Origin of the sequence: Bacillus cereus group sp. MYBK108-1 (genome assembly GCF_051917185.1) — a bacterium.
In the GTDB taxonomy this organism is placed as follows: Bacteria; Bacillota; Bacilli; order Bacillales; family Bacillaceae_G; genus Bacillus_A; species Bacillus_A cereus.
Window position 1 is genome coordinate 224,106 of sequence record NZ_JBQAHZ010000001.1, and the last position, 12,932, is coordinate 237,037.

Here is a 12,932-nt window from a genome sequence, read left to right on the forward strand (position 1 = left end):
AACAAGAGCGAGCCTTATATTACAGCTCGCTCCTCTCTCTATTTATTAAATACGCTCCATCGCTGTCTTCAACGTTCCAACAACGAAAGCAATCTCTTCACTTGAAATAACAAGAGGCGGCGCTAATGTTAAAACGTTATTATATCCTGCTGTTGTCATACCGTTTCGTCCTATAATTAAGCCCTTTTCTTTACAAGCATTTACAACACTTGCTATTTTATCATTATCAATTGGCTCTTTCGTCTCTTTATCATTTACTAATTCAATCCCAACTAATAGACCTTTTCCTCTAATATTCCCAACAAGTGGATGTTCCCCAATTTCATCTTTTAGTTGCTCTAATAAAAGGGAACCCATTTGTGCAGATCGCTCAATTAAATTTTCATTTTCCATAATCTCTAAATTTTTAAGTGCTAATGCACAAGCTGCTGGATTTCCACCAAATGTATTAATGTGGCGGAAAAATTCATATTCTCCTTTACCTTTAAAAGCCTCATATATTTCTTTTTTCACAGCTGTTGCAGATAATGGTAAATATGCGCTCGTAATACCTTTTGCCATTGTAATAATATCTGGCTTCACATCATAATTCATAAATCCGAATGCTTTTCCTGTACGTCCAAAACCGCAAATCACTTCATCACTAATAAGCAAGGCACCGTGTTTTTGACACGTCTCATGAACAGCTTTCATATAGTCTTGTGGTGGCATTAATATGCCCCCGCCTGTAATAATAGGTTCCATAATAAACGCAGCAATTGTTTCACTTAATTCCCACGTCATAACACGATCGACTTCTTTCACACATTCTACATCATAAATATGCTGCCCTTCAATTTCAGGCATACGGTAACAATCCGGTGGTGTTACATGTAAAAAACCTGAAGCAAACGGCTCATATTGATATCTACGCTGCGCTTGTCCCGTCGCTGCCATTGTCGCCATTGTATTCCCGTGATACCCACGGTAACGTGACATAAATTTATAACGATGTGGTTCACCTTTTTGAGCATAGTATTGTCTTGCTATTTTAAAAGCTGTTTCGTTCGCTTCTGAACCACTATTTGAGAAGAAAATAACATACTCTCCCCCAAGCCACTCATTTAACTTTTCAGCAAGCTTTATAGCTGGCTCATGGGATTGTGACATTGGAAAGTATGATAATGTTTGTAATTGCTTATAAGCCGCTTCTGCGAGCTCTTTTCTTCCATATCCACTATTCACACACCAAAGGCCACTCATACCATCTAAATATCTTTTTCCTTGTATATCTTCAACCCAGCACCCTTCAGCTTTTGCCCCTACCATTGTACTATTTGGACTAAAGGGACGCATTCCGTGCCAAACATATTGCTCATCTTTTGCTAATAATTCATCAGTTTGCTTCGTTTTCATCATTACTTCCACCTTCCATAACAACTTATTTTTCACAAAAGCTGCGCTGGTGCCATGATGACTTAAATTTCTCCCTGCTATTTTCATTCCACAAAATTAAGACAAATCCTACTTACAAATCAGTAATATTTACAAGAAAATGACAAAAGAAAAAAGAGCTTTTCTTATCTATCGAAAAGCTCCTCTTTTATTTAATGTGAAGACGCATCGCTAATGCCATGACCAGTATTAGATTTCACTAGAATTTCATCAAATTTCGCTTCATCTTCTTTCTTACTAGATAAAACCGTTCCTAAATATGCTGCAAGAAATCCGAGTGGAATTGAAATAATTCCTGGTGTCGTATATGGGAATAACGCTTCCCCAACAAAAATAGCTTTTCCAGCTACAGGGTTCCAAACATTCGGACTCAACGCTACGAGAACAATTGCTGATACGAGACCTACAATCATACCCGAAATAGCACCCGTTGTATTAAAACGCTTCCAATATATTGTAAATAAAATTACTGGTAGATTTGCACTCGCTGCAACTGCAAATGCTAATGATACTAAAAATGCTACGTTTAATGTTTGGGCAAATAATGCAAGTATGATAGATAGTATCGCTACTCCAATAGATGCATAACGAGCCATGGATACTTGCTCTTTTTCCGTTGATTTTCCTTTACGAATGATTTCATTATAAAAATCATGAGCGAATGCTGATGCTGCTGTTAATACAAGACCTGCCACTACAGCCAAAATGGTTGCAAAAGCAATTGCTGATACGAAAGCAAATAAGAAGTCTCCACCTAACGCTTTGGCTAATAAAGGTGCCGCCATATTACCAGCTGGGTTCGCTTTAATAATCGCTTCATTTCCTACAAACGCTGCCGCACCAAATCCTAAGAAAATCGTCATAATATAAAATGCACCAATTAACCACGTCGCATATACGACAGATTGACGTGCAGTTTTTGCATCACGTACTGTAAAAAAGCGGACAAGTATATGTGGTAATCCAGCTGTACCAAGTACTAGTCCTAAATTTAAAGAAAGTGTATCAAGACCATCCTTATACTTTACACCTGGATTTAAAAATGAATCTTTTAAAGGTGTAGCTGTTTTCATTTGAGCGAACATTTCAGTCACGCTGAAGTTGAATTTTGCGAAAACGATAACAGAAATAATAAACGTACCAGCCATAAGTAATACAGCCTTTACGATTTGTACCCAGCTCGTTGCTGTCATACCTCCAAAAATAACATACACCGTCATAAGTGTTCCAACGATTAATACAGATGTCGTATATTCAATCCCTAATAATAATTTAATAAGTGCACCCGCGCCAACTAATTGTGCAATCATATAAAAGATAGAAATCGTCATCGTATTAAGAGCTGCAACTCCGCGAACTTTTTTCGCATCAAAGCGTGCTGCAATCATATCCGCCAAAGTGTACTTTCCTAAATTTCTAAGCGGTTCTGCAACAAGATATAGTACAACTAGATAAGCAACTAAAAAACCGATACTATAAAAGAATCCATCAAACCCAGTTAATGCGATTGCTCCAGCTATACCGAGAAATGAAGCAGCAGACATGTAATCTCCAGCAATGGCCAGACCATTTTGCCAACCAGTTAATCCCCCTCCAGCCGTATAAAATTCACTCGCATTTTTCGTTTTTTTCGATGCAAAATAGGTTATGACGAGCGTACCAAGGACAATAATTAAAAATAGTGCAAATGCAGTAGTATTCAAGTTCAGCCCCTCCCTTTTTGCATATCTTGCAGAATTTTTCGGGAGATTTCATCAAATGATTCTGCTTTTTTGCTATAAATCATACATAGTGCCCATGTCATGATAAATTGGGAAAAAGCAAATACCCACGCCCATGTAACGTCTCCAAATGCAGGTGTATTAAGCACCTTTGAATACGATGTTAGAATAGGTAATGCGATAAAAAAACTAAAAAAGAAAATACTCATTGGAATGATAAACTTCTTTTTCGTATTTAATAACAATTGAAATTCTTCCGACTGAACGACCTCTGTATAATTCACCTCATTTTGCAACTTACGTGCTGACGTATCGTCTCGTTTCATTAACCGATCCCCTCTCTTACTTGAAATACACTTCCCCCTTGCATACCTAAAGGCTAAATTTTATAAATATTCAGAAACTTATATTCATTTTAGACAATCCATGCATTCATGCAAAGATTTTTTGATAGACATTTTTCGGCAATTTCCCCTAAATTTTTAATATACTTTTTCAAAATAAAGTGACACTTTACTTATTTATCCTCATTAAGACAAAAGCAGTGCTTAACGCACTACTTTTGTCTTTTTTTCCTTTTCTAAATTACGAGCCGTTTCGCTTAGCTCAACATCTTTTCCGTCTTTCAGTGTTCCAAATATAAAATCGAATACTGGATTTGAAACACCAAACCAAAACTTTTCATTTTTATAATGGTGTAATATATGTTGTTTTTTTAGCCATCTTCCAAACTTAGTGACGGGACGAATCGGTCTATGAGCAATATAATGTTTCCATTCGTAAACGAGCAGCATAATAATCATTCCGATTCCAAATGAAAGTGTAATAGTAACACTTTTTGTAATACCATATGCTATAAGTAAATATATAGTAAAACTAGGTATACTAAACCATACAGGTAAAAACAAAAGTTTTAAATCATCTGGATATACGTGGTGATCATAATGCAATCTTCTTAACATTTTTAATAGAAATGTGTTTTTAGGTGGCTTTATATGGAATAAAAAACGATGTGTCATATATTCATTAAGTGTATAGAAAACAATCCCAAACATACATGCTAACATGCCAAACCACGTAAAAAATTGCATTTTTAAAATAATAATGAAAACAAATAGAATGCTATACATAATAACGATATCATGTTGTAAAAAGAACTCTTTCCCCACTTTCTTCATCTTGTTTCCCCCTTTTCCAAAAAAACAGCCGCAACATATCGTTACGACTATTTCTTTTCTATTCTTATTCTATTCACTTTACAAATTTGCCTGCTGTTCTATTGTCGAGAAAAAATTGTTTGGTCCAAATATATTTTGCTTCGGAATAATATGTTCCACTGCAAACACTGTTACTCCTCCTCTTTGCACTTCTCCAATAATGAGCCCAAATATTTCATGATTTACTGCAAACGTCGGTTGCTTTGTTTGTAACAATCTTGCAGCATTATGAAATACCGCTTCATATAGTGGATTTCTATCAGTAATTTCTTTTCGGATTTTTGGCGCTAACGTAATTATAATTTCTTTTCCGTCAATAGTGGTTCGATACATAAAAATCTCCCCTTCAATCTTATGTGAACAACTGTAAAGCTTTGTATGCAAAATGTATAGAGTAACCTACTAAAATAATACCTGCTCCGGCTGTTATGTAGCCAAGCGCTTTTGGTTTTAATAAAGTTCTTCCAAAATGTACAGAAAAAGCAATATTTAAATTCCATAAAATAATACCAACAATAATGCAAAGACTGTACAAAAAAGCTTCTTGTTTCGTTACCTTCGTAAGTAATGAGCTAAGTGTACTTCCGTATATACCAAACCAAAAAACAAGATTTAATGGATTGGATATCGCAATTAAAAATCCTGCCATAAACGATTGCTTAAGGCCACCTACCTCTTCTTTTTTATATTCCATATTCGAGTCGAAAATTCCTTGTTTTACACTTTGAAATCCTAAATAAAATAACAAGAAAAAACCCGTGCAATACATGAAGGCTTGTACATATGTATACATAAACACAGAAGATAAACCGAAATAAATGAGCAGCATAAATAAAACATCTGCAGTCATTCCACCAATTCCAACAACCCAAGCGTGCCAAAACCCACGTTCAATTCCTCGTTTTAACATTTCAATATTAATCGGCCCTACTGGCGCAGCTAATGATATACCTAATACGATTTGCTGTATAATTGCTCCAAACATCGCTCTATCCTTTCTACTCTCTTTACTACTAGTTAATGATGTAATTTGAAAAAATAGACTAGCTTTCATAATAAAATACCCTTTTTTATCCAAAATATACAAAAGAGCCATCTAGGTGATGGCTCTTACTTTTCTATCCTATGAAGAAAAGGACATTTCCCTTTTATTGGCTCTACATCGTCTCCTATGAAATATTGTTTCCATTCACGATGCTCTGGGTCACCATAATGACTAATGTTAGGATGTTTCGGCAATTGATCCCACTTTTCAACTCGCTCACGAACCATTTGTCTTGAATATGCTCCTTTAGGACGATCTCCCTCTAATCCATCAAAAATAGTGCGTGGCTGAAACCCAATAACGAGAGAATTCCCTAAATGTCTAGTTTTTCGTTGTTTATAAGCTGGCGCATTTCCAAATGCGAATATTGGCTCACCACCAAATGAAAATTCCCATAAATAATGGTCTGGATCTTCAGGAATTTGCTTTGGCCATGCTTGATTATCGTTTTCATGTAAATACTGTAACACTTTCCAAAAGGAATAACGGTAATATTCGAGTGGCTGTTCTTCACATTCCGGTTCTACAAAAAGGAAAAAGCCCCTTCTTACAATCGGCCTCTCTTTCATTAACTCTAAAAAAGATAACATTGTATGTGGTAAATGACTCCAATCATTATGAGAAAGAAATGAATAACGAAGTTCATTCTTTTTCAAAGCTGTTAAACCGAAATAACATGGAAAAGTTGGTTCTAACACAACATTTGAAAAAATCTCAAATTCTTTTGCAACCCAATCCGGTATGTCGGTTCTCGTTCTCATTCCTTCATTATCTAATAAGTAAGACTTATTCATTCTTTCACCTCATTATGTATAGCATTCAATTAAGAATATTACATACTCGGCCTGTCCTATACCTATTTAAAAATTTGACTGAAAAATTATTTAAAAATACAAAAAAATAAAATCGCTTACTTGACTAAATTCTCCCAATTCGTGTATATTTAAATTAATCATTTAGCAGAATATTCAAGAATATAGCATTTTTAGTTTATATTATTTTTTTAAAATGAATTTCACTAAATGAAAATAGTAAACGCTTTTAGGAGGAATTGTAACATGCAAGGAAAAGTAAAATGGTTTAACAACGAAAAAGGTTTTGGATTTATCGAAATGGAAGGCGCTGACGATGTATTCGTACATTTCTCTGCTATTCAAGGCGACGGCTACAAAGCTTTAGAAGAAGGTCAAGAAGTATCTTTCGACATTACTGAAGGTAACCGCGGACCTCAAGCTGCTAACGTAGTAAAACTTTAATCCAACATATAACAGGAGGTTACCTTACTTGGTAACCTCCTTTGTTATTCCTTTGTATATTTCCGTTTTACAGAGCAAAAACTATGTGAAATGCGCACTATACAAAGGAGGAATTATTAATGGGATCAGAAGTAAATGATTTTGAAGAAGTGAAATTCCGTGTAGAAACAGCACAAAAAATGGTAGGATCAGCAACAATTTCAATGGATCCAGATACATTAGAGCATGCTACTACTGCTGTAGAAGCAGCTCGCTCTCAGCTTGAAATTATGAAATCTGTTGCAACTGATTTAGATGAACCATTTTTAATGAATGAGGAAAAGAAATTAAATAAATGTGAGCATCAACTAAACGAAGCAAGACACTAAAAAACATCCAGAGAATTTTCTCTGGATGTTTTTCATGACAACTGGTCCCCATACTTTTTCAATGTTTCTCCAACTGTACATTGCCTTATACAAAATGAATGAGCATAATATTTACTATTTGTCTTTCGATTATGTTCTCGCAAAAAACAGCCTTCACAATACGTTTCTAATAAGTCATTTACCTCTGTAATGAGTTGCTTTTTATCCACCTTTGCACCTCTCTATTCAGTTATTTCTTTATGACTATCAATAACTGTTCCTTCCAATGCTTGCGTAGCTAATTGATGTGCTTCTTTATTTTGTTTTCTAGATATCGGCTCACATATAAGTTTTAATTTCATTTGCTTCGCCTTTTGCTCAATTTGGTCTAAATAATGATTTAAATGTTCATCATAACAAGGCCATTCTCCGGCTAATTGCTGCAGTACCACTTGTGAGTCTCCGCGAAGTGTAACTGCTTCATACTTAATCCCTAGTTCCTCGAGTATATTCATACCGTATAATAATGATGCATATTCCGCTTCATTATTATCATATATACCTTCTATATATGCATTGCGGCGAATGCGGTAGTTTGTATTTCCTTTTTTATAATACACACATATACCAATGCCAGCTTCTTTCGTTTGCACATCATACCCACCATCAAAATAAACGAGTATTTCTTGGGGCTCTTCCTCTACTTGCTTACTTAACTTTTTCATCTCTTTTAATGACCATTCTGCGTCCATTTCATCATAAAATGAAAATTCTTTTACTCTTCCTGTTTTCTCAAAATCCTCTGCAAATTGAAGTACTTCTTCTATGTTCATATACCCTGTCGTTAATTCCGTCTGCAATCCGCGCTTCGTTTTATACAACCAATGAATTTTATATTTCATACTACATTCCCCTTATGTAAGACTTCTTATTTATCCGGCTAATTGAAGCCTCACTTTATTTTATTATATTTTATCAAGAGTCACAGTATTATATTCAATATAATCACATACAAAAAGAGCCATCCTATATAAGGAATGGCTCTTTCATCTATTACATAAATCTTTCAAATTGTACTCGCTTATTAATCCAGTACATTACAGGCATACCAATCGCCATTACTACGAATTCACCTGCTGCACATGTTAACCAAGTCCACATAAATGGTAGATCAAATGCAAGATGAAGTTCAATTGCAATCATAAACATTGTAATCGTAAAGATAACTGTATTAAAAATCATACGAGCCCAAACACCTTTAATAAACCGCATAGAAATAATCGTTGCAACTAATGCAAGAATAGATTGACCTACTCCAAATACTAAATCATAAGCGATCATAGGTGAGAAAAAGAGATTCGTTAAAAATACACCTAATACAATTCCGTAAATTGCTTTCTTGTTAAATACAACGAGATGATTAAACATCTCTGAAATACGAAACTGTACATTCGTAAAGCCAAATGGCTGAATAAGCATAGAAACAGCAATATATAATGCCGCTAAAATACCATTACCGACTAATGTTCTAATATTCATGACAAAATCTCCTTAGTTTTTTTACGTGGGATGGTTTCGAACCACGTTATTCGTTTTTTAAGCAACAAGATTATATTTTACGTGGTAGCCCCTCTTTCGTCAATAGATTCCTATCGTGAACTACCTTTTTTCTTTTAGACAACGTATAATAAAGCATATGAAAGATTTAGGAGGTTTCACTTCATGACAGCAACAATTCAAAATAAAAAAGTGATCGTTTCCATTTCTGACAAAGGTGCAGAATTACAGAGCGTTCGCTTAAAAGAAGACAACATAGAATATTTATGGCAAGGTGATTCTACTTATTGGGGACGCCGTGCACCAATTTTGTTCCCAATTGTCGGTCGATTAGTAGATAATACATACTACGTAGACGGTAAACCATATTCATTAACACAACACGGTTTCGCTCGTGATCTTACTTTCTCCGTGAAAGAACAAAGCGAAACAAAGATCACTTATATCGTTACTAGTAATGAAGAAACATTAAAAAAATACCCATACGAATTCGAATTACTCGTTTCTTATGAGCTAGATGGACAAAGTGTTCATGTAACATATGAAGTAAACAATCCTACTTCTAAAGAAATGTTCTTCTCAATCGGAGCACATCCTGGATTCAACTTCCCTTTATTGGACGGTGAATCATTTACAGATTATCACTTATCGTTTAATGGTTCGGAACGCTTAGAAACAAGCGTATTAGAAGGACCTTATCTTTCAAACAAAAAGCAATTAATCGCTGAAAATACGACTGAATTGCCACTTACATATGATTTATTCAAAAATGATGCACTTATTTTTGAACATATGAATACGAATGAAATTTCGATTCGTTCTCATAAACATAATAAATTTGTAAAAGTGGAATTTGATGGATTCCCATTTGTTGGCGTATGGACACCAGGGGATAACGCACCTTTCTTATGTATTGAACCTTGGTATGGAATCGCTGATGAAGTAAATCCAGCAAAAGATTTCAAGGACAAAAAGGGAATTCAATCTTTACAAGCGAATGAAACATTTACATGTCGTTACAGCATCACAATCGGATAACTACTCTATCCCCTACTTCAAAAAGCATTTAAGTAGGGGATAATCTTATAATTTGGAGGTTTCTCATTTTGATTGAAGTATATATTGATGGTGCATCAAAAGGAAATCCTGGTCCTTCTGGTGCAGGAGTGTTTATTAAAGGCGTTCAGCCGCCTGTACAATTATCAGTACCACTTGGAACAATGTCCAATCATGAAGCAGAATACCGCGCTTTACTTCTAGCATTAAAATATTGCATCGAGCATAATTATAGCACTGTCTCTTTTCGTACAGATTCCCAGCTTGTCGAACGGGCTGTTGAAAAGGAATACGCAAAAAATAAAATATTTGCACCTCTTTTAGATGAAGCGCTGCAGTACATAAAAAACTTCGATCTCTTTTTTATTAAGTGGATTCCAAGTAGTCAAAATAAAGTAGCTGATGAATTAGCTAGAAAAGCTATCTTACAAAATTAACGGGGGTATGAGTGTGAAAAAAGAGTGGATTGCTCCTCTTGCTTTATTATTTGTCTCTTTCATTTGGGGAGCTACGTTTGTTGTCGTTCAAAACGCTATGTCTTTCGTTGGTCCATTTACGTTTAATGGTATTCGCTTTTTATTCGCTGGAATTATTTTATTATTCGTTCAAATTATTTTCTCACAGAAAACTTCAAAACAAGAATTAAAACATAGTAGTTTAGCTGGATTAATGGTTGGGTTCTTCTTATTTGTCGGCTATTTATTACAAACATTTGGCTTACTCTATACAACTTCTTCAAAAGCAGGTTTCTTAACTGGGCTAAGCATTGTTATGGTCCCAATCTTATCATTTATCTTTTTAAAACAAAAAGCCACCATTTTCATCATACTTGGTATTGCTGTAGCTACAACAGGTTTGTACTTATTAACAGCTGCTGATTCTTTCCAATTAAATATAGGAGATATACTTGTTCTTGGTTGTGCAGTCGCTTTCGCTGCCCATATTCTTATTAACGGCTTCTTTTCTAAAAAAATATCACCTTTATTATTAAGCACATCTCAAGTATTAGCTGTTGGTATATTTTCTTCTATTTGCGCTTTCTTGTTTGAAGATTGGGAAAAGTTATTTTCAGTATCACTATGGACGAATCAATCCTTTTTATTCGCACTCTTTCTAACTGCCCTGTTTGCAACATCTATTGCTTTTTTCATTCAAACATCGGCACAAAAACACACTTCTCCAACGAGAGTAGCAATTATTTTCGCAATGGAGCCCGTTTTTGCTGCATTAACAGGCGTTCTCGTTGCAAATGAACAACTTTCTATTTCTGCTATTATCGGATGTCTATGTATTTTTCTAGGCATGATTTTTGTTGAATTACCTTCCAAAACAAAAAAAGAAGCGCAGGCTGCGTGAAGTTACGCTTGTAACTTCCGCATAAAAGCCTTAGCGCTTTTTTTATCTGTAATTTCTTCCTCTTTCAATCGTTCTAATAACGCAACGAAATAACTACCATCAAACTGCAATTGATGTTTAATTGTGGCTTCTATTGCTGCGTTCACAATCCCATCAGACGCACCAGTATATCCTTGTCCAAACATAATAAACCCTTGTGCTTCCTCTGATAATTTAAATCCTTTCGTATGTAAGAATGAAAGATAATCTTCTACTGTTTGCATGTTATTCCCACCTACTCAAAAATTCTCCATCTCCTATCATACATGTTTTTACACGCTATGAGAATGAAATTTCTTTGACAACTTTGTAAATCAATCTTCTACTTCGCTTACAATGGAGGATTTTCTAACAATCTGAAGGAATATGTACAGTGGAACTTATTTCATATTAAAGGGGAGACACGATGAAACAAGCACTATTAATTATCGACGCTCAGCAAGAATTAATTGATGGAAATGAGCAAGAAAATGAAGTTTTTCGTAAAACTGAGCTATTATCTACACTAAATATAGCCCTGCAGAAAGCAATAGATTCAAATGCTCTTATTGTTTTCATAAGAGATATCGATGTTGCTTCTGGTAGTGGCGAAGGATTTGAAGTACATAATCAAATTCAAGTACCCCAGTCTGCAATCTTTATTAATAAAGCAGCAACCAATTCATTCTACGGCACTTCTTTACTTGAACTTTTAAAAGAAGAAAACATTAATCATATTGTTATAGGCGGATGTAAAACAGAACATTGCATTGACACTGCAGTTAGAGCAGCAACTGTACAAGGATTTGACGTTACATTAATTAAAAACGGTCATTCAACAACTGATTCTAACGTATTGTCTGCAGAACAAATTATTGGTCATCACAATAAAACTTTACACGGTCATTATAACGTTGATCATTTTTCTATGGTGAGAGATATCGAGGAAGACCTCTTTCAGCCGACTCATGATCAATATCGTGATTAGCGAAAAAGAATCCTTCATTCAGAAGGATTCTTTTTCACCCAAAAATTTGTGCTGCAATGCTATATAACTCATTATTCCTTTTTAATAATTGACCGCTATTTTTCATCATAATTGGTGGTGTATTCACCTTTTTAAAACCAGCAATCTCTAATTCTTTCGTGAAATCTTTCTTTCCTTCTGGTACATCCATTCTTAATCTCCCATTATGCCCTCTTGCTAAATTATGTACTATTCTCATTGCCATCGCATTATTTTTAGCAACGACTGGTCCTATTATTTTATTTTCTGGCGTTTGTATGCTTAAACCGTAACCTAATACATTTTGTTCCTTGTCCTTTACAACGATACACTGTTCACTTTGCATAATTCTTTTCTTTAAAAACTCTTTTCTATTTGTTCCAAACGCATATTCATCTATTTTTATTATTTTTTCTAAATCACCCTCTTCATAATTCATCACATAATCTTCATTTCTTACACAATAATGTTTCGCATTGTATGAGTTACATATGTATTTAGAAACATAACTTACTGCCCTAAATCCTAACTTTTCATATAAAGGTTTCCCTTCATCCGTAGCAATAAGCATAATTGGAGTATGAGCTGATACGCTTTTAACGCACGCTTCCGTTATTATCTTTCCAATCCCTCTCCCCTTATAATCTGGATGTACAATCACCATTCCGATAGATGCTAATTTCTCCCCATATAATATTATTGCCGCGCTAGCAATTAGTTCCTCTTTCTCATTCCAAACACCGTATACAATCCCTGCGTTAAAAATAGTCTCAATTTCTTCTCTGTTATAATCCCAACCAATATAAGAAGATAATGATACAATATCGCCTATTTGTTCTTCCCTAAGACGCTCCAACCTAATTTCTAATTCACTCATACTCCATCCCCTTATCTAGACATTTAAATCATTATTACGAAA

At 34.8% G+C, this 12,932-nt stretch carries 18 protein-coding genes and 1 riboswitch; of the genes, 6 read left to right on the top strand and 12 right to left on the bottom strand.

All coding sequences use genetic code 11. The features are described from left to right. Positions 1-45: 45 nt before the first annotated feature. The 7 genes from ACTFSL_RS01135 to ACTFSL_RS01165 all read right to left on the bottom strand — a co-directional run bounded on the left by ACTFSL_RS01135 (position 46) and on the right by ACTFSL_RS01165 (position 6,211). Positions 46-1,395 carry an aspartate aminotransferase family protein gene (locus ACTFSL_RS01135; RefSeq protein WP_000850962.1) on the bottom strand — a complete coding sequence of 450 codons (1,350 nt, stop codon included), beginning with the start codon at positions 1,393-1,395 and terminating at the stop codon, positions 46-48. A gap of 191 nt (positions 1,396-1,586) precedes the next feature. Then, positions 1,587-3,137: a solute symporter family protein gene (locus ACTFSL_RS01140; RefSeq protein ID WP_001098240.1), complete on the bottom strand. Its 1,551-nt coding sequence runs from the start codon at positions 3,135-3,137 to the stop codon at positions 1,587-1,589. 2 nt (positions 3,138-3,139) lie between these two features. Next, positions 3,140-3,481 (bottom strand): DUF485 domain-containing protein, encoded by a 342-nt coding sequence (locus tag ACTFSL_RS01145; RefSeq protein WP_000817366.1) that lies wholly within the window; start codon positions 3,479-3,481, stop codon positions 3,140-3,142. Positions 3,482-3,703: 222 nt separating this feature from the next. Continuing rightward, positions 3,704-4,333 carry a sterol desaturase family protein gene (locus ACTFSL_RS01150; RefSeq protein ID WP_000755401.1) on the bottom strand — a complete coding sequence of 210 codons (630 nt, stop codon included), beginning with the start codon at positions 4,331-4,333 and terminating at the stop codon, positions 3,704-3,706. Between the two features lie 78 nt (positions 4,334-4,411). After that, a complete protein-coding gene (locus tag ACTFSL_RS01155) occupies positions 4,412-4,705 on the bottom strand; it encodes a hypothetical protein (RefSeq protein ID WP_000286365.1) in 294 nt (97 codons plus the stop codon). A 19-nt stretch (positions 4,706-4,724) separates the two neighbouring features. Then, on the bottom strand, positions 4,725-5,468 hold the full coding sequence (locus ACTFSL_RS01160) for a LysE family transporter (protein ID WP_001196841.1): 744 nt from the start codon (positions 5,466-5,468) through the stop codon (positions 4,725-4,727). 14 nt (positions 5,469-5,482) lie between these two features. Then, a complete protein-coding gene (locus ACTFSL_RS01165; protein WP_119683166.1) occupies positions 5,483-6,211 on the bottom strand; it encodes a YqcI/YcgG family protein in 729 nt (242 codons plus the stop codon). Between the two features lie 264 nt (positions 6,212-6,475). On the opposite strand from ACTFSL_RS01165, the gene cspB reads away from it, so the two are divergent. Then, complete coding sequence (gene cspB, locus ACTFSL_RS01170; RefSeq protein ID WP_001161731.1) at positions 6,476-6,673, top strand: cold shock-like protein CspB; 198 nt, start codon at positions 6,476-6,478, stop codon at positions 6,671-6,673. A 119-nt stretch (positions 6,674-6,792) separates the two neighbouring features. Beyond that, positions 6,793-7,041: a DUF2564 family protein gene (locus ACTFSL_RS01175; protein WP_000534392.1), complete on the top strand. Its 249-nt coding sequence runs from the start codon at positions 6,793-6,795 to the stop codon at positions 7,039-7,041. A 32-nt stretch (positions 7,042-7,073) separates the two neighbouring features. Here the strand turns inward: ACTFSL_RS01175 and ACTFSL_RS01180 are convergent, their stop codons facing one another. The 3 genes from ACTFSL_RS01180 to ACTFSL_RS01190 form a co-directional block, all read right to left on the bottom strand. Continuing rightward, entirely contained in the window at positions 7,074-7,250 is a 177-nt protein-coding gene (locus tag ACTFSL_RS01180) for a zinc-finger domain-containing protein (RefSeq protein WP_002023738.1), read from the bottom strand. A gap of 12 nt (positions 7,251-7,262) precedes the next feature. Continuing rightward, positions 7,263-7,922: a ribonuclease H family protein gene (locus ACTFSL_RS01185; RefSeq protein WP_000875559.1), complete on the bottom strand. Its 660-nt coding sequence runs from the start codon at positions 7,920-7,922 to the stop codon at positions 7,263-7,265. A gap of 151 nt (positions 7,923-8,073) precedes the next feature. Next, a complete protein-coding gene (locus ACTFSL_RS01190; protein ID WP_001026471.1) occupies positions 8,074-8,559 on the bottom strand; it encodes a QueT transporter family protein in 486 nt (161 codons plus the stop codon). Positions 8,560-8,565: 6 nt separating this feature from the next. Continuing rightward, positions 8,566-8,610: riboswitch (PreQ1 riboswitch) on the bottom strand. 132 nt (positions 8,611-8,742) lie between these two features. On the opposite strand from ACTFSL_RS01190, the gene ACTFSL_RS01195 reads away from it, so the two are divergent. From ACTFSL_RS01195 to ACTFSL_RS01205, 3 genes are all read left to right on the top strand, one after another. Further along, a complete protein-coding gene (locus ACTFSL_RS01195) occupies positions 8,743-9,615 on the top strand; it encodes an aldose 1-epimerase family protein (RefSeq protein WP_063536023.1) in 873 nt (290 codons plus the stop codon). 68 nt (positions 9,616-9,683) lie between these two features. Then, positions 9,684-10,070 (top strand): reverse transcriptase-like protein, encoded by a 387-nt coding sequence (locus tag ACTFSL_RS01200; RefSeq protein WP_000573880.1) that lies wholly within the window; start codon positions 9,684-9,686, stop codon positions 10,068-10,070. 13 nt (positions 10,071-10,083) lie between these two features. Continuing rightward, on the top strand, positions 10,084-10,989 hold the full coding sequence (locus tag ACTFSL_RS01205; RefSeq protein ID WP_000712605.1) for a DMT family transporter: 906 nt from the start codon (positions 10,084-10,086) through the stop codon (positions 10,987-10,989). A gap of 2 nt (positions 10,990-10,991) precedes the next feature. On the opposite strand, the gene ACTFSL_RS01210 is transcribed toward ACTFSL_RS01205, so the two are convergent. Further along, positions 10,992-11,252, bottom strand: coding sequence for a DUF6123 family protein (locus ACTFSL_RS01210; protein ID WP_001195212.1), 261 nt, complete (start codon positions 11,250-11,252; stop codon positions 10,992-10,994). 182 nt (positions 11,253-11,434) lie between these two features. Here ACTFSL_RS01210 and ACTFSL_RS01215 point away from each other — a divergent pair, with 182 nt between their 5' ends. Further along, entirely contained in the window at positions 11,435-11,995 is a 561-nt protein-coding gene (locus ACTFSL_RS01215) for a cysteine hydrolase family protein (RefSeq protein ID WP_088338375.1), read from the top strand. Positions 11,996-12,029: 34 nt separating this feature from the next. On the opposite strand, the gene ACTFSL_RS01220 is transcribed toward ACTFSL_RS01215, so the two are convergent. After that, a complete protein-coding gene (locus ACTFSL_RS01220; protein ID WP_088338374.1) occupies positions 12,030-12,890 on the bottom strand; it encodes a GNAT family N-acetyltransferase in 861 nt (286 codons plus the stop codon). Positions 12,891-12,932: the final 42 nt, after the last annotated feature.

Excerpts from the sequence above, each read along its gene's own strand:
- ACTFSL_RS01135 (WP_000850962.1), bottom strand. The coding sequence starts at position 1,395 with ATGAAAACGAAGCAAACTGATGAATTATTAGCAAAAGATGAGCAATAT.
- ACTFSL_RS01145 (WP_000817366.1), bottom strand. The coding sequence starts at position 3,481 with ATGAAACGAGACGATACGTCAGCACGTAAGTTGCAAAATGAGGTGAAT.
- ACTFSL_RS01150 (WP_000755401.1), bottom strand. The coding sequence starts at position 4,333 with ATGAAGAAAGTGGGGAAAGAGTTCTTTTTACAACATGATATCGTTATT.
- ACTFSL_RS01155 (WP_000286365.1), bottom strand. The coding sequence starts at position 4,705 with ATGTATCGAACCACTATTGACGGAAAAGAAATTATAATTACGTTAGCG.
- ACTFSL_RS01160 (WP_001196841.1), bottom strand. The coding sequence starts at position 5,468 with ATGGCTCTTTTGTATATTTTGGATAAAAAAGGGTATTTTATTATGAAA.
- ACTFSL_RS01165 (WP_119683166.1), bottom strand. The coding sequence starts at position 6,211 with ATGAATAAGTCTTACTTATTAGATAATGAAGGAATGAGAACGAGAACC.
- cspB (WP_001161731.1), top strand. The coding sequence starts at position 6,476 with ATGCAAGGAAAAGTAAAATGGTTTAACAACGAAAAAGGTTTTGGATTT.
- ACTFSL_RS01175 (WP_000534392.1), top strand. The coding sequence starts at position 6,793 with ATGGGATCAGAAGTAAATGATTTTGAAGAAGTGAAATTCCGTGTAGAA.
- ACTFSL_RS01185 (WP_000875559.1), bottom strand. The coding sequence starts at position 7,922 with ATGAAATATAAAATTCATTGGTTGTATAAAACGAAGCGCGGATTGCAG.
- ACTFSL_RS01190 (WP_001026471.1), bottom strand. The coding sequence starts at position 8,559 with ATGAATATTAGAACATTAGTCGGTAATGGTATTTTAGCGGCATTATAT.
- ACTFSL_RS01195 (WP_063536023.1), top strand. The coding sequence starts at position 8,743 with ATGACAGCAACAATTCAAAATAAAAAAGTGATCGTTTCCATTTCTGAC.
- ACTFSL_RS01210 (WP_001195212.1), bottom strand. The coding sequence starts at position 11,252 with ATGCAAACAGTAGAAGATTATCTTTCATTCTTACATACGAAAGGATTT.
- ACTFSL_RS01215 (WP_088338375.1), top strand. The coding sequence starts at position 11,435 with ATGAAACAAGCACTATTAATTATCGACGCTCAGCAAGAATTAATTGAT.
- ACTFSL_RS01220 (WP_088338374.1), bottom strand. The coding sequence starts at position 12,890 with ATGAGTGAATTAGAAATTAGGTTGGAGCGTCTTAGGGAAGAACAAATA.